Source organism: Kitasatospora sp. NPDC001261 (assembly GCF_042896795.1).
Lineage (GTDB): Bacteria > Actinomycetota > Actinomycetes > Streptomycetales > Streptomycetaceae > Kitasatospora.
The window spans coordinates 11,763-28,458 of the sequence record NZ_JBIAXP010000011.1 but is presented as its reverse complement, the minus strand read 5'-3'; the positions used below and the strand labels follow the sequence as shown (position 1 = coordinate 28,458).

14 protein-coding genes and 1 tRNA gene are annotated in these 16,696 nt (G+C 73.3%); 8 read left to right on the top strand and 7 right to left on the bottom strand.

The window, feature by feature from the left end:
* Positions 1–166 precede the first annotated feature (166 nt).
* The 4 genes from ACFY4B_RS16405 to ACFY4B_RS16390 all read left to right on the top strand — a co-directional run bounded on the left by ACFY4B_RS16405 (position 167) and on the right by ACFY4B_RS16390 (position 3,557).
* A complete protein-coding gene (locus tag ACFY4B_RS16405; RefSeq protein WP_107086545.1) occupies positions 167–1,327 on the top strand; it encodes an NAD-dependent epimerase/dehydratase family protein in 1,161 nt (386 codons plus the stop codon).
* 173 nt (positions 1,328–1,500) lie between these two features.
* Entirely contained in the window at positions 1,501–1,941 is a 441-nt protein-coding gene (locus ACFY4B_RS16400) for a molybdenum cofactor biosynthesis protein MoaE (protein WP_241852763.1), read from the top strand.
* A 290-nt stretch (positions 1,942–2,231) separates the two neighbouring features.
* Positions 2,232–2,405 (top strand): hypothetical protein, encoded by a 174-nt coding sequence (locus tag ACFY4B_RS16395; RefSeq protein WP_234348548.1) that lies wholly within the window; start codon positions 2,232–2,234, stop codon positions 2,403–2,405.
* 42 nt (positions 2,406–2,447) lie between these two features.
* A complete protein-coding gene (locus tag ACFY4B_RS16390) occupies positions 2,448–3,557 on the top strand; it encodes a PDZ domain-containing protein (protein WP_375874117.1) in 1,110 nt (369 codons plus the stop codon).
* 139 nt (positions 3,558–3,696) lie between these two features.
* Here ACFY4B_RS16390 and ACFY4B_RS16385 read toward each other — a convergent pair whose 3' ends face one another.
* On the bottom strand, positions 3,697–4,269 hold the full coding sequence (locus tag ACFY4B_RS16385; RefSeq protein ID WP_049655907.1) for a PPA1309 family protein: 573 nt from the start codon (positions 4,267–4,269) through the stop codon (positions 3,697–3,699).
* A 246-nt stretch (positions 4,270–4,515) separates the two neighbouring features.
* Here ACFY4B_RS16385 and ACFY4B_RS16380 point away from each other — a divergent pair, with 246 nt between their 5' ends.
* From ACFY4B_RS16380 to ACFY4B_RS16370, 3 genes are all read left to right on the top strand, one after another.
* Positions 4,516–7,476, top strand: a complete 2,961-nt coding sequence (locus ACFY4B_RS16380; protein ID WP_387968525.1) for a UPF0182 family protein — start codon at positions 4,516–4,518, stop codon at positions 7,474–7,476.
* A 76-nt stretch (positions 7,477–7,552) separates the two neighbouring features.
* Positions 7,553–7,626 (top strand) — tRNA-Met (locus ACFY4B_RS16375).
* Positions 7,627–8,004: 378 nt separating this feature from the next.
* On the top strand, positions 8,005–9,981 hold the full coding sequence (locus tag ACFY4B_RS16370; protein ID WP_220450059.1) for a tetratricopeptide repeat protein: 1,977 nt from the start codon (positions 8,005–8,007) through the stop codon (positions 9,979–9,981).
* Between the two features lie 79 nt (positions 9,982–10,060).
* Here the strand turns inward: ACFY4B_RS16370 and ACFY4B_RS16365 are convergent, their stop codons facing one another.
* Entirely contained in the window at positions 10,061–10,474 is a 414-nt protein-coding gene (locus tag ACFY4B_RS16365) for a Fur family transcriptional regulator (RefSeq protein WP_049655052.1), read from the bottom strand.
* 104 nt (positions 10,475–10,578) lie between these two features.
* Here ACFY4B_RS16365 and ACFY4B_RS16360 point away from each other — a divergent pair, with 104 nt between their 5' ends.
* Positions 10,579–12,054 carry a catalase gene (locus ACFY4B_RS16360; protein ID WP_074001396.1) on the top strand — a complete coding sequence of 492 codons (1,476 nt, stop codon included), beginning with the start codon at positions 10,579–10,581 and terminating at the stop codon, positions 12,052–12,054.
* 90 nt (positions 12,055–12,144) lie between these two features.
* Here ACFY4B_RS16360 and hisN read toward each other — a convergent pair whose 3' ends face one another.
* The 5 genes from hisN to ACFY4B_RS16335 all read right to left on the bottom strand — a co-directional run bounded on the left by hisN (position 12,145) and on the right by ACFY4B_RS16335 (position 16,621).
* Complete coding sequence (gene hisN, locus ACFY4B_RS16355; RefSeq protein WP_049655055.1) at positions 12,145–12,942, bottom strand: histidinol-phosphatase; 798 nt, start codon at positions 12,940–12,942, stop codon at positions 12,145–12,147.
* An 18-nt stretch (positions 12,943–12,960) separates the two neighbouring features.
* On the bottom strand, positions 12,961–13,284 hold the full coding sequence (locus ACFY4B_RS16350) for a multidrug efflux SMR transporter (protein ID WP_074001397.1): 324 nt from the start codon (positions 13,282–13,284) through the stop codon (positions 12,961–12,963).
* A 134-nt stretch (positions 13,285–13,418) separates the two neighbouring features.
* Positions 13,419–14,471, bottom strand: coding sequence for a ribosome small subunit-dependent GTPase A (rsgA, locus tag ACFY4B_RS16345; RefSeq protein ID WP_049655059.1), 1,053 nt, complete (start codon positions 14,469–14,471; stop codon positions 13,419–13,421).
* A gap of 15 nt (positions 14,472–14,486) precedes the next feature.
* Complete coding sequence (aroA, locus tag ACFY4B_RS16340) at positions 14,487–15,827, bottom strand: 3-phosphoshikimate 1-carboxyvinyltransferase (protein WP_049655060.1); 1,341 nt, start codon at positions 15,825–15,827, stop codon at positions 14,487–14,489.
* A gap of 68 nt (positions 15,828–15,895) precedes the next feature.
* Positions 15,896–16,621: a M50 family metallopeptidase gene (locus ACFY4B_RS16335; protein WP_074001398.1), complete on the bottom strand. Its 726-nt coding sequence runs from the start codon at positions 16,619–16,621 to the stop codon at positions 15,896–15,898.
* Positions 16,622–16,696: the final 75 nt, after the last annotated feature.

Here is a 16,696-nt window from a genome sequence, read left to right as displayed (position 1 = left end):
TGTGGCGGGAAAGTCTGCGCCCGGGGCGGCGGCGGAGTGGGGGACTCGGGGCGGCTCCCGCGCGGCAGGCCCGCGCCGGGTGCACCACCGGGCCTTCGCCTCGGGCAGGATGGACGTACGTGACACACGTCCGTACGCACATAAAGCTAACCGTGGAGGATGGCCGGTGAGTTCCCCGCCCTCGGACGTTCGCTCTGGGCTGACCGGAGGAGAGACCGGAGGAGAGGACGCGTCGGACACCACGGCGTCGCCGCCTCCAGCCTACGGCGGACGGCCGCTGACCGTGGCGGTCACGGGCGCCGCGGGGGTGCTGGGCGAGCGGGTCGCCGCCCGGCTGGTGGCCTCGCCGCACGTGCGGAAGGTCCTCGCGGTGGACGACCGGCGCGGCGACGTGCCGGGCGTGCAGTGGCGGGTCCTCGACGTACGCGACCCGGCGGTGGCCGAGCGGCTGGCCGGGGTCGACGTGGTGGTGCACCTGGCGATGGACTTCGGCATGGAGTCCGACGCCCGGGCCCGCAGCGCCTACAACGTGCGCGGCGCCCAGACGGTGCTGACCGCGGCCGCGGCGGCCGGGGTGCACCGCGTGGTGCTGTGCACCTCGGCGATGGTCTACGGCGCGCTGGCCGACAACGAGGTGCCGCTGGCCGAGGACTCCGAGCTGCGGGCCACCGAGGAGGCCTCGCTGGTCGGGGACCTGCTGGAGATCGAGCGGCTGGCCCGCCGGGCGCCGCGCGCCCACCCGGGCCTGCAGGTGACGGTGCTGCGCCCGGCCGTGGTGGTGGGCCCCGGCGTGGACACCGTGCTGACCCGGCACTTCGAGGCGCCCCGGCTGCTGGTGGTGGCCGGCTCCCGGCCGTGCTGGCAGTTCTGCCACGTGGACGACCTGGCGGCGGCGCTGGAGTACGCGGCGCTGGGCCTGGTCGAGGGCGAGGTGACGGTCGGCTGCGACGGCTGGCTGGAGCAGGAGGACGTGGAGCGGCTGTCCGGGATCCGGCGGATGGAGCTGCCGGCCTCGCTGGCGCTCGGTACGGCCGCGCGGCTGCACCGGCTGGGCCTGACCCCGGCCCCGGCCGGGGACCTGGCGTACACGATGTACCCGTGGGTGGTGTCCGGCAGCCGGCTGCACGAGGCGGGCTGGCGCCCGGCGCACACCAACGAGCAGGTGCTGGCCGAGCTGCTGGAGCAGGTGTCCGGCAAGCACGCGGTGGCCGGGCGCCGGCTGGGCGGCAAGGAGGCGGCGACCAGCCTGGGGGCGGCCGGGGCGACGGTGGCGCTGGTCGGTACGGCGGCGCTGGTGCGCCGGGCCCGCAAGCGGCGGCGGTTCTGAGCGGCCGGTCCCGAGCGGCCGGTCCTGAGCGCCGGTCCCGATCGGCCGGTGCCGGACGGCGGGGCCCGGCCGGCGGGCGGCGCTCTCCCGCGACTTCTCACGATGCGAAATTCCGGAACCGTGATGCGGAAAGCACTTGCCCCGGAGCGTCCCGGATGGGGAATCATGGGGTCATGTCCGACAACCACGACCCCATCCGCCTGCTCGCCATCCGCGACACCCCGCTCTCGCTGGACGAGGTGTACGAGGCGGTCGGCGACGACGCGGCCGGCGGCACCACCGTCTTCGTCGGGACGGTCCGGGACCACGACGGCGGCAAGTCGGTCTCCGCGCTGGAGTACAGCTGCCACCCCACCGCCGAGCAGGAGCTGCGCCGGGTCGCCGAGAAGGTGGCCGCGGACTTCCCGGTCCGGGCGCTGGCCGCGGTCCACCGGGTGGGCCGGCTGGAGATCACCGACAAGGCCGTGATCGTCGCCGTCTCCTGCGCCCACCGCGGCGAGGCCTTCGCGGCCGCCCGCCGGCTGATCGACGACCTCAAGCACGAGGTGCCGATCTGGAAGCACCAGGTCTTCTCCGACGGCGCGGAGGAGTGGGTCGGCGCCGGCGACTGCTGAGACCGGCCCGGGCACGACGGAACCGGACCGGACGGCACGGCACGGCATGGAACCGGACGCGAGGGCACCGAGCCGGTCGGAACCGAACGGCACACCTCGCGCGTCCGTCGGGTCAGGCGCGCCGCGGTCTCACTCCAACGGGTCCGTGCCGGCGCTCCGGATACTCCCTGGAAGTGAGCCGATCGGCCGTCCCGTAACCCGGACGGCGCCGGCCGCGTTGTCCGCCGGAGTGGTTAATCTGCTCATAGACACGACGAGCTGGGAGTGCTGGTATGGGTGTGCTCGCCTGGTTGATCATTCCGGTTGTCGCCGTCCTGGTCGCCGCCCTCTGGGCGGGGTGGGCCCAGCGGGCCCCGCGGGCCACCGGCGATCCGGCCTCACTCGCCGAACACCGGCGCTTCATGGCCGCGATGGAACGCACCACCGCGGGCGCCGCCGCCCCGGGTGAGGGCTCCGGCCGGTAGCCCGGCGGGCGCCGCTTCAGGCACGTCCCGTACTGTCGAGGCATGCCACGCCGCTCCGCGACGATGCTCGCTGCCACCCTGCTGCTCATAGCGCTGCTCTGCGTCTCGGTGCTGATGAAGGTGCCGTACACGGAGATGAGCCCGGGGCCGACGTACAACACGCTCGGCAACCAGGGCGGCAAGCCGGTGATCAGCATCAGCGGGCACGAGTCGTACCCGACGACCGGGCACCTCAACATGACCACCGTCCAGGTCACCGGGGCCAAGTACGAGCCCAGCCTGGTCAACGCGGTGGTCGGCTGGCTGCGGGACGACGTGCTGGTGGTGCCGCACGACAACGTCTACCCCAAGGGGCAGTCGGACGCGGACGCCAAGAAGCAGAACGCCGAGGAGTTCGCCTCCTCCGAGGACAGCGCCCGCACCGCGGCGCTCAAGCAGCTGGGCGTGCCGGTCGGCAGCGAGCTGATCGTGAAGTCCGTCACCGCGGGCGCCCCGGCCGAGGGCCGGCTGCACGCGGGCGACCAGATCGTGGCCGTGGACGGCGTCCCGGCCGGCTCGGTCGAGCAGGTGGTCGCGGCGGTCACCAAGCACAAGCCGGGAGAGTCGGCGGTCTTCACCGTCGTGCCGCGGGTCAAGGACGCGAACGGCGTCGCCACGGCGGGCGGGAAGACCGACGTCACCGTCCCGACCGTCCGCGCCAAGGACCTCGACCCGAAGGCCCCCGCCGAGCGGGCGGAGCTCGCGGTGGTGGGCATCGGCACCGGGATCCGGCACACCTACCCGTTCCAGATCGACATCGGGCTGCAGGACGTCGGCGGCCCGAGCGCCGGGCTGATGTTCTCGCTCGGCATCATCGACAAGCTCACCCCGGGCGGCGACCTCACCGGCGGCAAGTTCGTGGCCGGCACCGGGACCATCGACGACGACGGCAAGGTCGGGCCGATCGGCGGCATCTCGATGAAGCTGATCGCCGCCCGGGACGCCGGGGCCGAGTACTTCTTCACCCCGTCCTCGAACTGCGCCGAGGCGACCAAGAACGTCCCGTCCGGGCTGACCCTGATCAAGACGGACACGCTGGACAGCGCGCTGAAGTCGCTGGAGCAGGTCCGGGCCGGGCAGACCTCCGCGCTGCCGTCCTGCGCCGCCAAGTAGCGGCCGGGCAGTCGGCGAGCAGTCGGCGAGCAGCGGCCGGGTGGTCACCGGGCAGCCGCCGGGCAGCGGTCGGGCCGTCGGCACGGGGCCTGCCGGGCAGCCGCCGGGGCGGCCGCCCGGGAACGTCGGCGGGAAGGCGTCAGGCGAAGGTCGCCAGCAGCGCGTCGGTCAGGCCGGGCACCAGGTCGGGGCCGGTCAGCACCTCGCGGGCGACGTCCTTGGAGCGCAGCCGCAGCGCGATCTCCTTCTTGCCGCCGCGGAGCACCGCGGCGGTGATCCGCACCTCCTCGCGCTTGGGGTGGTTGGCCACCCACTCGGCGAGCTGGGCGTCGGAGGCGCCGCGCGGGCGGGACTGCTCGGCGCCCGGGGGCAGCATGAGGCGCTCGACGACCAGGGCGCAGCCGGCCACGGAGTCGGGCCAGGCGATGGTGCCGAGGAACTTGTCGAGCTCCATGCCGGCCGGCAGCTCGTCCTGCTCGATCGGGGTCAGGCCGGGCTCGTCGCCGTCGGCGAGGCCGAGCTGCTTGGCGATCTTCGGGTTGGCCTTGCGCAGGGCGGCGCTGTCCACCAGGGCGAACAGCCGGGCCGGGAGGTCCCAGCCGAGGGTGGAGGCGTACTCGTCGATCTCCAGCGCGGCCCGGGTCAGCGGGGTGGCGGCCGGGAGCTTGGAGACGTCGTCGGGGGAGTTGTTCAGATCAGACGCGTCGGACATGCCTCAATCCTCACACGCCGGGCGGGGCGCGCTCGCCGGAAGGCCGCCGGGGGCGGTCGGGGGGTCGTCGCGGGGGTTGTCGCGGGCCGTCGGGAGGGCCGGGGGAGCCGTGGCGGGGACGGCCGGCGGCGGGCGGTCGTCGTAACCGTCTGCTAACGGTGGGAACTCGGCCAAAGCCTGGTTAAGTTGCTCTGACGACCGACCCCATTCAGACGACACAGCCGAGGTGCCACCGTGGTCTTCCAGATGCCCGAACGCTCAGGGCCGGGTTTCCGGCGCAGGGTAGGCCCGCCCTCCCGGCGGGCGCGGGTGGCCCTGCTGACCCTGGGCGTGCTCGCGGTGCTCTTCCTGCTGTTCGTCATGTTCGCGGGCTTCTGGACGGACTGGCTGTGGTTCAGGTCGGTCCACTTCTCCTCGGTGTTCACCACCCAGCTGTGGACGAAGATCGGCCTGTTCGGGGTGTTCGGCCTGCTGATGGCGGTGATCGTCGGCTTCAACATCTGGCTGGCGCACCGGCTGCGGCCGCCGCTGTCGGCGATGTCGGTGGAGCAGCAGAGCCTGGACCGCTACCGGTCGGGCCTGGCGCCGTTCAAGCGCTGGGCGCTGATCGGGGTCTCGCTGGTGATCGGCCTGGTGGCCGGCGCCGCGGCCTCGGGCCAGTGGCGGACCTGGCTGATGTGGACGAACTCGACCTCCTTCGGTGAGAAGGACTCGCAGTTCGGCATGGACGTCTCGTTCTACGCCTTCGACCTGCCGTTCTACGAGTTCGTGCTGGGCTTCGCGTTCAGCGCGGTGATCGTCTCGCTGCTGACCTCGGCGCTGGTGCACTACCTGTACGGCGGGCTGCGGCTGCAGGGCCCGGGGCGCCGGGCGAGCGCGGGCGCGCAGGGGCACCTGGCGGTGCTGCTGGGCGTGTTCGTGCTGCTGAAGGCCGTCGCGTACTGGCTGGACCGGTACGCGCTGGCGGTGAAGACCGGCTCGTACAAGGGCGTCTCGGGCTGGACGGGTCTGCGCTACGTGGACGCCAACGCGTTCCTGCCGGCCAAGACCATCCTGTTCTTCGTCGCGATCATCTGCGCGGTGCTGTTCTTCCTGACCCCGATCCGCCGCACCTGGGCCCCGGCCCTGATCGGCCTGGGGCTGATGGTGCTGTCGGCGGTGCTGATCGGCGGGCTGTACCCGGCGATCGTGCAGCAGTTCCAGGTCAAGCCGAACGAGCAGGCCAAGGAGACGCCGTACATCCAGAAGAACATCGACGCCACCCGCCAGGCGTACGGGATCGCGGACGCGCAGACCACCCAGTACACCCCGCAGGGCACCACCAACGCCGACGCGCTCAAGCCGGACGCGCAGACCATCGCGGACATCCGGCTGCTGGACCCGAACGTCGTCTCGCCGGCGTTCCAGTCGCTGGAGCAGCAGCGCAACTACTACGCCTTCCCGAACACGCTGGACGTGGACCGCTACGGCACCGGGCAGGACAAGCAGGACAGCGTGATCGGCCTGCGTGAGCTCGACCTCAACGGCGTGCAGCGCAACTGGATCAACGACCACTTCAAGTACACCCACGGCTACGGCGCGGTGGTCGCCAAGGGCAACCAGGTCGACGACAAGGGCCAGCCGGTGTTCACCGAGTCGGGCCTGCCGGCCACCGGCACGCTGGGCGACTACCAGCAGCGGATCTACTACGGCGAGAAGACCACCACGTACTCGATCGTCGGCGGCGCCAACAAGGAGATCGACTACACCGATCCCAAGACCGGCCAGAACGCCGAGTACACCTACTCCGGCGGCAGCGGCGTCTCGCTGGACAACCCGCTGACCCGGGCCGCGTACGCGGTGCGCTTCACGGAGCCGCAGATCCTCTACGCGGGGGCCATCACCGACGGCGCCAAGGTCATCTACAACCGCACGCCGAAGGAGCGGGTGGAGAAGGTCGCGCCGTGGCTGTCGATCGACGCCGACCCGTACCCGGTGGTGCAGGACGGCCGCGTGGTCTGGGTGCTGGACGGCTACACCACCTCGGACGGCTTCCCGTTCTCCTCGAAGACGACGCTGGGCGCCGCCACCAAGGACTCGCTGACCAACCAGCGCGGTGAGCTGCTGACCGCCGCCAACCAGGTCAACTACATCCGCAACTCGGTCAAGGCCACGGTGGACGCCTACACCGGCGAGGTGAAGCTCTACCAGTGGGACGACAAGGACCCGGTCCTGAAGACCTGGATGAAGGCCTTCCCGGGCACCGTCGAGCCGAAGGCGGACATCCCGCAGACGCTGCTGCCGCACCTGCGCTACCCGCAGGACATGTTCAAGGTGCAGCGCGACCTGCTCGGCCAGTACCACGTCACCGACGCCAACTCCTTCTTCAACGGCAGTGACATCTGGCAGGTCCCGGTGGACCCGAGCAGCGACACCAAGCAGGTCCAGCCGCCGTACTACGTGACGGTGCGGATGCCGGACACGAACACCGCGAACTTCTCGCTCACCAGCACCTTCGTGCCCAACCAGCGGCCCAACCTGGCGGCCTTCATGGCCGTCAACGCGGACCCGGGAGACGACTACGGGAAGATCCGCATCCTGAAGATGACGGGCGAGAGCGGCGCCCCCGGCCCCGGCCTGGTGCAGTCGAAGTTCAACTCCCGCCAGGAGGTGGCCAACCAGATCTTCGCCCTGAAGAGCGGCGGGGACGCCGAGCTGGAGTACGGCAACCTGCTGACCCTGCCGGTCGGCGGCGGGCTGCTCAACATCGAGCCGGTGTACGTGCGCGGTCGCGGTGCCAAGTACCCGACGATGCAGAAGGTCCTGGCGGTGTACGGGGACGACAACGTGGCGTTCGAGGACACCCTGGAGGCCGCGCTGAAGAAGGTGTTCGGCGGGGCGCCCCCGTCGACCACCCCGATCGTGCCGTCCACGCCGGGTACCGGGACCGCTCCGACCACCACCCCGACGGCACCGGCGACGCCGGCGCCGGGCGGGACGATCTCGCCGGAGCTCCAGAAGGCGCTCTCGGACGCGGAGAAGGCGTACGGCGACAGCCAGACCGCGTTCAAGAACGGCGACTGGGTGGCCTACGGCAACGCCCAGAAGGCGCTCGGCGACGCCCTGAAGGCCGCGGAGGCGGCCCGTGGCGGCAACCCGGCGCCGGCCCCGGCCGGCACTCCCGCCCCGGGCGCCACCGGCGGCGGATCGCCCAGCCCGCAGCCGTAGTCCGCGGAGGCGGCCGCTGAGCTGCGGTAACCGTTTTCCGTTCCACCCCGCGCCCGTGCTATGGTTTAACCACCGACGCGGGGTGGAGCAGCTCGGTAGCTCGCTGGGCTCATAACCCAGAGGTCGCAGGTTCAAATCCTGTCCCCGCTACAAAGGCCAGAGGCCCGGAGGATTCTTCCTCCGGGCCTCTGGTGTTTCCCGCGCCGCTCCCGGGCCGTTCTCGTCCGGAAGCGGCGGGAACCGCTCCGGTACTATCGACCGTCGCCAAGGAGGACGGCAACGGGGTTTGTGGGGTTGACGTGTCGGGAAATCGACAAAGCGCCGAAGCAATTTCGTCGGCTTCGGGTCGGCCCCGCCGGAATTCGGCCGGGGCAGGTGTACGCGGGTACTGGGTGATGCGACGATGGGACACATGGGGGACGGTGCACGGCCGCTGACCGGCCGTCGGGTCCGGCGCCTCCCCTGGGAGTCCCCCCGGACGCACGCCGGGGCACGATGCCGCGACACTCTGGGGGAGCGGGAGTCGGCATGAGGCTGATCGGCAAGTCAGGCGCCAGGTCCTCGGCGGCCGCCGAGGCGGACACCGACGCCTGGGCGGAGAGCGCCGAGCGTACGGCCAACCACCCCGGAGCCCTGCCCGCCCAGCGCACCAGCGGACTGTCCGAGCGCCCCCCGACCCAGGGCTACGGGCCCGACAGCCTCGTCCACGTGTCGACCCGTCAGTTCGCCGCCGCCGTCGGCGCGTACGGGGAGCAGCCCGGCGGGGAGCCGGGCGCCGGCGCCGCGATCGACCCGGCCGGCCTCGACTCGACCAGCTTCGAGACCGCCCTCGCCGCCCGCGAGTCCGCCGCGCTGGAGGCCCGCCACCGGCAGGCCGCCGACGGTGGCGACCCGGACGCCGCCTGCCGGCTCGGCACCCTGCTGCTGCGCCGCGGCGAACTGGAGGACGCCGAGCCCTACCTGCGCGCCGCCGCGGCCGCCGGGGTGCGCGCCGCCGCCAACAACCTCGGCGTGCTGCTGCACCAGCAGGGCCACCGCGCCGAGGCCGGGCAGTGGTGGCGCCAGGCCGCCGTGGCCGGCAGCGCGCCGGCCGCGCACGCGCTCGGGCTGCAACTGCGCGACCAGGGCGAGGAGGAGGCCGCCGAGTACTGGCTGCACTACGCCGCCGACCACGGCCACCCGCTGGGCGCCTACGCCCTGGGCGACCTGATGGAGCACCGGCGGGACGTGCGCGCCGAGCGCTGGTTCAAGGTCTCCGCCGACGCCGGGCACCGGGAGGCCTCCTACCGGCTGGCCCGGATGCGCGAGGCCGCCGGGGACAAGGAGACCGCCGAGACCTGGTACCGCACCGCCGCCGCCCGCAGCCACGCCCGCGCCGCGCTGCGCCTGGGCGTGCTGCTGGAGGAGCGGGCCCGCACCGACCGGTCGCTGCTGGACGAGGCGGCCCGCTGGTACCGGCAGGCCGCGCAGAACGGGGAGCCGCGCGCGGCCTGCGCGCTGGGCTTCCTGCTGCGCGACTCCGGGGACCTGGCGGCCGCCGCCGAGTGGTGGCAGGAGGCCGCCGAGGCCGGGGACGGCAACGCCGCCAACGCGCTGGGGGCGCTGCACGCGAGCCGCGGCGAGGCCGCCGCGGCCGAGCGCTGGTACCGGGCCGCGCTGGACGCGGGCGACCAGAACGGCGCCTTCAACCTCGGCCTGCTCTGCGCCGGCACCGGCCGCGAGCAGCAGGCCGAGCAGTGGTACCGCCGGGCCGCGTACGCCGGGCACCGGGAGGCCTGCAACGCGCTGGCCGTGGTGCTGCTGCAGCGCGGCGACGAGTCCGGCGCCCAGCCCTGGTTCTCCAAGGCGGCCGAGGCCGGCAGCGTGGACGGGGCGTTCAACCTCGGCGTGCTGCACGCCGGGCGCGGCGAGCAGCAGCAGGCCCAGGAGTGGTACGCGCGGGCCGCGGCCGAGGGGCACGGCGAGGCGGCCCTGCAGCTCGCGGTCGTCCAGGAGCAGCGCGGCAACCTGGGCGGGGCGCTGGAGCGCTACCGGCAGGCGGCGGCCGGCGGCTCGGCCGAGGGCGCGTTCCGGCTGGCCTCGCTGCTGGACCGGCGCGGGGACGCGGACGCCGAGGCCGAGCACTGGTACGCGCTGGCGGCCGACGCCGGGCACCGCCGGGCGCAGGTGCGGATGGGTGTGCGGGCGGCCGAGCGCGGGGCGCTGGAGATCGCCGAGAGCTGGTACCGGCGGGCCGCCGAGGCGGGCAGCCGCAGTGCCGCGTTCAACCTGGGGCTGCTGCTGGCCCGGCAGGACAGCGAGGCCGAGGCGATGCTCTGGTACACCCGGGCCGCCGACGCCGGGCACGGCCGGGCGGCGCTGCGCCTGGCGCTGCTGGCGCTGCGCCGGGGGGAGCCGATGCAGGCGGAGAACTGGTGCCGGCGGGCGATCGACTCCGGGCCGGCCGAGGTGGCGGAGCGGGCCGGGCGGCTGCTGGGCGCGCTGAACGCGGAGTTGAGCGCGTAGCGGGGCAACCGGGCGGCTGGGGGCGGCGGTTCGGCCGGGGCGGCCGGGGGTAGCCGGGAGGCAGGGGGCAACCGGCGGGCTAGGGGCGGCAGTTCGGGCACAGGCCGCGGTAGGTGACCTCGGCGGCGGTGACGGTGAAGCCGAAGCGCTCGGCGGCGGGGAGGGCGGCGAGCGGGTCGCCCTGCGGCTGGACGTCGCGGATCGCGCCGCAGCCCGAGCAGATCAGGTGCTGGTGGGCGCGGTGGGCGTTGGGGTCGTAGCGCTTGGCGCGGCCGTCGGCGGCGACCTCCAGGACCTCGCCGAGGGCGACGAGTTCGCCGAGCGTGTTGTAGACGGTGGCGCGGCTGATCTCCGGCAGTCGGGTCGTCGCGCGGGCGTGCACCTCGTCCGCGGTGAGGTGGACGTGTTCGCCGTCCAGGACCTCGGCCACGACCCGGCGCTGCGAGGTCAGCCGCCAGCCTCTCGCGCGCAGTCTCTCCAGCAGGTCGCTCATGCCCTCCAGAGTAGGTCACGCTCCGAGATTGGTTCCAGTATTGACTTGGACAAAGTCCAAGTTAGGATCGTGTCATCACGACCGGATACCGCGGAGGCACTCCCATGACGACCCAGGACGAGCTGCGCCCGACCCTGACCACGGAGGCGGGTGCCCCCGTCGCCGACAACCAGAACACCGAGACGGCGGGCCCCGGGGGCCCGGCGCTCATCCAGGACCAGCTGCTGTTCGAGAAGCTCGCGCACTTCAACCGCGAGCGGATCCCGGAGCGCGTGGTGCACGCCCGCGGCGCCGGCGCGTACGGCACCTTCACCGTGACCGCCGACCTGACGCCCTGGACCCGGGCGGCGTTCCTCTCCGAGGTCGGCAAGCAGACCGAGACGTTCCTGCGCTTCTCCACGGTGGCGGGCAACCTCGGCGCGGCCGACGCGGTGCGCGACCCGCGCGGCTTCGCGCTGAAGTTCTACACCGAGGAGGGCAACTACGACCTCGTCGGCAACAACACCCCGGTGTTCTTCATCAAGGACGCCATCAAGTTCCCCGACTTCATCCACACCCAGAAGCGCGACCCGTACACCGGCTCGCAGGAGGCGGACAACGTCTGGGACTTCTGGGGCCTGTCGCCCGAGGCCACCCACCAGGTGACCTGGCTGTTCGGCGACCGCGGCATCCCGGCCTCGTACCGGCACATGAACGGCTACGGCTCGCACACCTACCAGTGGCAGAACGAGGCCGGCGAGCACTTCTGGGTCAAGTACCACTTCAAGACCGACCAGGGCATCCGCAACCTCACCCAGGCCGAGGCCAACACCCTCGCCGGCGAGGACCCGGACAGCCACCAGCGCGACCTGCGCGAGTCGATCGAGCGCGGCGAGTTCCCCAGCTGGACGGTGCAGGTCCAGATCATGCCGGCGGCCGACGCGGCGAACTACCGCTTCAACCCCTTCGACCTGACCAAGGTCTGGCCGCACGCCGACTACCCGCCGATCGAGATCGGGAAGCTGGAGCTCAACCGCAACCCCGACAACGTCTTCGCCGAGGTCGAGCAGTCGGTCTTCTCCCCGGCGCACTTCGTGCCCGGCATCGGCCCGTCCCCGGACAAGATGCTCCAGGGCCGCCTGTTCGCGTACGCCGACGCCCACCGCTACCGGGTCGGCATCAACGCCGACCACCTGCCGGTGAACCGTCCGCACGCCACCGAGGCCCGCACCAACAGCCGGGACGGCTACCTGTACGACGGCCGCCACGGCCGGCAGAAGAACTACGAGCCGAACAGCTTCGGCGGCCCGGTGCAGACCGGCCGTCCGCTGTGGGCCGCGACCGCCGTCGACGGCCTCACCGGCAACCACGTCGCGCCCTCGCACGCCGAGGACGACGACTTCGTGCAGGCCGGCGACCTCTACCGGCTGTTCTCCGAGGAGGAGAAGCAGCGCCTGGTCGCCAACCTGGCGGGCTTCATCGCCAAGGTCTCGGCCGACCGCGAGGACATCGTGGAGCGGGCGGTCGACAACTTCCGCAAGGCCGACGCCGACTTCGGGCAGCGGCTGGACGCGGCGGTCCGGGAGCTGCGCAAGCAGTAGCCCCGCGCACCCGGGCGAGAACGGCGGGCCCCGGTGACCTGCTCCCACAGGTCACCGGGGCCCGCGCACGCCTCGGCCCGAGGATCCGGCTCAGACGCCCAGCCGGCGCAGGGCCTCCTCGTGCAGCAGGCCGTTGGAGGCGACGGCGTCGGCGCCGCCGGGGCCGGGGACGCCGTCCAGACCGGTGAAGCGGCCGCCGGCCTCCTCGACGATGATGCAGTTGGCCGCCATGTCCCACAGCGACAGCTCGGGCTCGGCGGCGATGTCGACGGCGCCCTCGGCGACCATCATGTAGGACCAGAAGTCGCCGTAGGCGCGGGTGCGCCAGCAGGCGCGGGTGAGGTCCAGGAACGGGTCGAGGCGCCCGCGCTCCTCCCAGCCGGTGAGCGAGGAGTAGGAGAAGGAGGCGTCCTCGATCCGGGAGACGCCGGAGACGTGCAGCCGGGAGGCCTTGGCCAGGCTGCGGCCGCCGAACGCCCCGAGGCCCTTGGCCGCCCACCAGCGGCGCTGGAGCGCGGGGGCGGAGACCATGCCGACCACCGGGCGCTCGACGCCGTCCGGGCCGTCCTCCAGCAGGGCGATCAGGGTGGCCCAGACCGGGACGCCGCGGATGTAGTTCTTGGTGCCGTCGATCGGGTCGATCACCCAGCGGCGCGGGCCCGAGCCCTGGAGGCCGAACTCCTCGCCGAGGACGGCGTCGCGCGGGCGGGCGCGCTGGAGCACGCTCCGCACCAGCTCCTCGGCGGCCTTGTCGGCGTCGCTCACCGGGGTGAGGTCGGGCTTGGTCTCGACCTTCAGGTCGAGGGCGCGGAAGCGCTCCAGGGTGACCGAGTCGGCCGAGTCGGCGAGGACATGGGCGAGTCGGAGGTCGTCGTGGTAGTCGGCCATGCCCGAAACCCTAGCCGCTCAGTGGGCCGTGCCGCTGAGCTGGAGGCCGATGACGCCGGCGATCACCAGCGAGATCGAGACCAGCTTGAGGACCGAACTGGTCTCGTCCAGGAAGACCATGCCGTAGATCGCGGTGCCGGCCGCGCCGATGCCCGTCCACACCGCGTAGGCGGGGCCGACCGGCAGGGTCTTCAGCGAGAGGGTGAGCAGGCCGAAGCTGCCGAGGGCGAACACGCAGAAGCTGATGGTGGGCCAGAGCCTGGTGAAACCCTCGCTGAGCTTGAGGTTGATCGCGAAGCCGGTCTCCAGCAGGCCGGCCAGGACCACCAGGGCCCATGCCATCGCGTGCCCTCCCTGTCGATCGGGGGTCGGACCGGGTACGGTCCGACCTTCCTATGATCGCCAGGTGAGCCCGCTCCGACACCTCGAACGGGCCACCGGCGCCGAACCCGAGGACGGGCCCGGCGCCGCCGGGCTCAGTCGAGCTCGCCCTCCTTGCTGGCCAGCAGCCGGCGCAGCGAGTAGAGCCGGGCGGCCTCGGCGTGGCCCTCGGCGACCCAGGCGTCCAGCGCGCAGTCCGGCTCGTCGTGGCTGCACGCGCGCGGGCAGTCGACGGTGCCGGGCTCCAGGTCGGGGAAGGCGAGGATGACCCGGGACGGGTCGATGTGCGAGAGGCCGAAGGAGCGGAAGCCGGGCGTGTCGATCACCCAGCCGGGGTTCAGCGCCTTCTTCGAGCCCGGCTTGGCGCCGGGCGGCGGGGGCAGCCGCAGCGCCAGGGCGGAGACGGTGGTGTGCCGGCCGCGGCCGGTCACCGCGTTGACGCGCCCGGTCTGCCGCTGGCGGTCCGGGACGAGCGCGTTGACCAGGGTGGTCTTGCCGACGCCCGAGTGGCCGATGAACACCGTGGACAGCCCGCGCAGGTGCTCGCGGACGGCCTCGGCGCCGGTGGTCTCCAGCTCGTCGCGGCGGGTGACCACGTACGTGATGCCCAGCGGGGCGTACGAGTCCAGCAGCGTCGAGGCCGGCGCGAGGTCGGACTTGGTGAGCACCAGCAGCGGCTCCATGCCCGCGTCGTAGGCCGCCACCAGGCAGCGGTCGATCAGCCGGGGGCGCGGCTCCGGGTCGGCCAGGGCGGTGACGATCGCCAGCTGCTGGGCGTTGGCGACCACGATCCGCTCGTACGGGTCGTCGTCGTCCGCCGTGCGCCGCAGCACCGAGCCGCGCTCCTCGACCCGGACGATCCGGGCCAGGGTGTCGGCGTCCCCGGAGAGGTCCCCGACCAGGTTGACCATGTCGCCGACGACGACGCCCTTGCGGCCCAGCTCGCGGGCCTTCATGGCGACGACCTCGCGCTCCTGCTTCGTCCCCGGGTCGACCAGGCAGGTGACCCGGCCGCGGTCGACGGTCAGCACCATCGCCTCGGCGGCGTCCTCGTGCTTGGGCCGGATCCGGGTCCGCGGCCGGGACCCCCGGCGGGCGGGGCGGTTGCGGATGTCGTCCTCGTCGGCGTCCTTGCCGTAGCGGCGCATGTGCTCAGTCTCCGCTCAGACGCCCGCCGTCGCTTCCGCCGCTTCGCCGAGCAGTTCGGCCCACATCCCCGGGAAGTCGGGCAGGGTCTTGGCGGTGGTGGCCACGTTCTCGACCTCCACGCCGGGGACGGCGAGGCCGAGGACGGCGGCGGCGGTGGCGAGGCGGTGGTCCTCGTAGGTGTGGAAGACGCCCCCGTGCAGCGGGCGCGGGCGGATCCGCAGACCGTCCTCGGTCTCCGTGACGTCGCCGCCCAGGTCGTTGATCTCCTTGGCGAGCGCGGCGAGCCGGTCCGTCTCGTGCAGGCGCAGGTGCGCGATGCCGTACAGGTGGGACTCGGAGTCGGCGAGCGCGGCGACGGCGGCGATCACCGGGGTGAGCTCGCCGACGTCGTGCAGGTCGGCCTCGATGCCGTGGATCCGGCCGGTGCCGGTGAACTGCAGGCCCTCGTCGGTGAACTCGCAGGCGCCACCCATCCGGGTGTAGATCTCGCGCAGCTGGTCACCGGGCTGGGAGGTGTGCTTGGGCCAGTCCCGCACGGTGACCCGGCCACCGGTGACCAGCGCGGCGCCGAAGAACGGCGCGGCGTTGGAGAGGTCCGGCTCGACCACCAGGTCGCGGCCGATCACGGCGCCCGGGGTGACCCGCCAGACGTCCTTCTCGCCGCCGTCCTCGGGGGCGTCGACCTGGGCGCCGGCCAGCCGCAGCATCTCCACGGTCATCCGGATGTGCGGCAGCGACGGGACCGGGCCGCCGACGTGGCGGACCTCGATGCCGTGGTTGTACCGGGCGCCGGAGAGCAGCAGGGCGGAGACGAACTGGGACGAGGAGGAGGCGTCCAGCTCGACCGGGCCGCCGTCCAGCGAGCCGGTGCCGTGCACCGTCAGCGGGAAGGCGCCGCGGCCGCCGTCCTCGATCCGGGCGCCGAGCGCGCGCAGGGCGTTGATCACGCCGTGCTGGGGGCGCTCGTAGCAGCGCGGGTCGCCGTCGAAGTGCACCGGGCCGTCGGCCAGGACGGCCAGCGGGGGCAGGAAGCGCATCACGGTGCCGGCGTTGCCGACGTCGACCGAGGCCGGGCCGAGCAGCGCGGGGGCGGGGATGACCCGCCAGGCCTCGCCGCCGCCGGTGCCGCCGGAGTCGTTGTTGACCTTCTCCTCGATGGTGACCCCGAGGGCGCGCAGGCCGTCGGCCATCAGCTGGGAGTCGCGGCTGCGCAGCGGGCGCCGCACCCAGCCCGGCCCGTCGGCGAGGGCCGCCAGCACCAGGGCCCGGTTGGTGACCGACTTGGAGCCGGGGATGGTGACGGTGGCGTCGACGGGGCTGGTCGCGACGGGGGCGGGCCACAGGGTCTCGGTCATGGGGCAAGTCTAGGGGCCGTACGGAAACGTTCTCGGCGCGCGGCCGGGCGGCGGGAGGCCCGGTGGGCTCACTGCAGGGGCTGGAGCAGCCAGGCGGCGCCGAGGGCGAGGCAGGCGAGGGCGACGAGCAGGAAGACGGTGACCCAGGCGAGGGCGGGGACGTGGGTGAGCCGGGCGAGCTGGTCGGCGTCGGAGTCGCGGGCCCAGCCGATCCGGCGCTGGTGCTGGAGCTCCAGGACGGGGCGGACGGCGCCGAGGAGCAGGAACCAGCAGCCGAGGTAGGCGAAGCCGGCCTGGACCTCGGCGCTGCCGAACCAGGAGACCAGGAAGAAGGCGCCGCCGGCGACCAGCACGGTGAGGAAGCCGAAGGCGTTGCGGATGCGCAGGAGCAGGGCGAGCAGCAGCACGATCGCCAGCCAGAGCAGCAGGGTGATCCGGTCGGCGGCGAGCAGGGCGGCGCAGCCGAGGCCGAGCAGGGCGGGGGCGGTGTAGCCGGCGGCGGCGGTGAGGACCATGCCGGGGCCGGTGGGGCGGCCGTAGGAGAGGGTGAGTCCGGAGGTGTCCGAGTGCAGCCGGATGCCGGCCAGTTTGCGGCCGGTGACCAGGGCGATCAGGCCGTGGCCGCCCTCGTGGGCGATGGTCACGGCGTTGCGGGCGACGTGCCAGAGCGGGCGGGCCAGGACGGTGAGCAGGGCGGCGGCGCCGGTGGCCAGGACCAGCCAGCCGGGCGGGGCGGCCTGGGTGCCGGTCACCTGGTTCCACAGGTCGCCGAGGGTCTGGTCGTTCGCGTTCATCGGGGTCTCTCCGCCTCCGTCCGTCGTACCGGGCCGCCGTGTGGGCCGTTCGGGGCAGCCTCCCATGCGGGGACG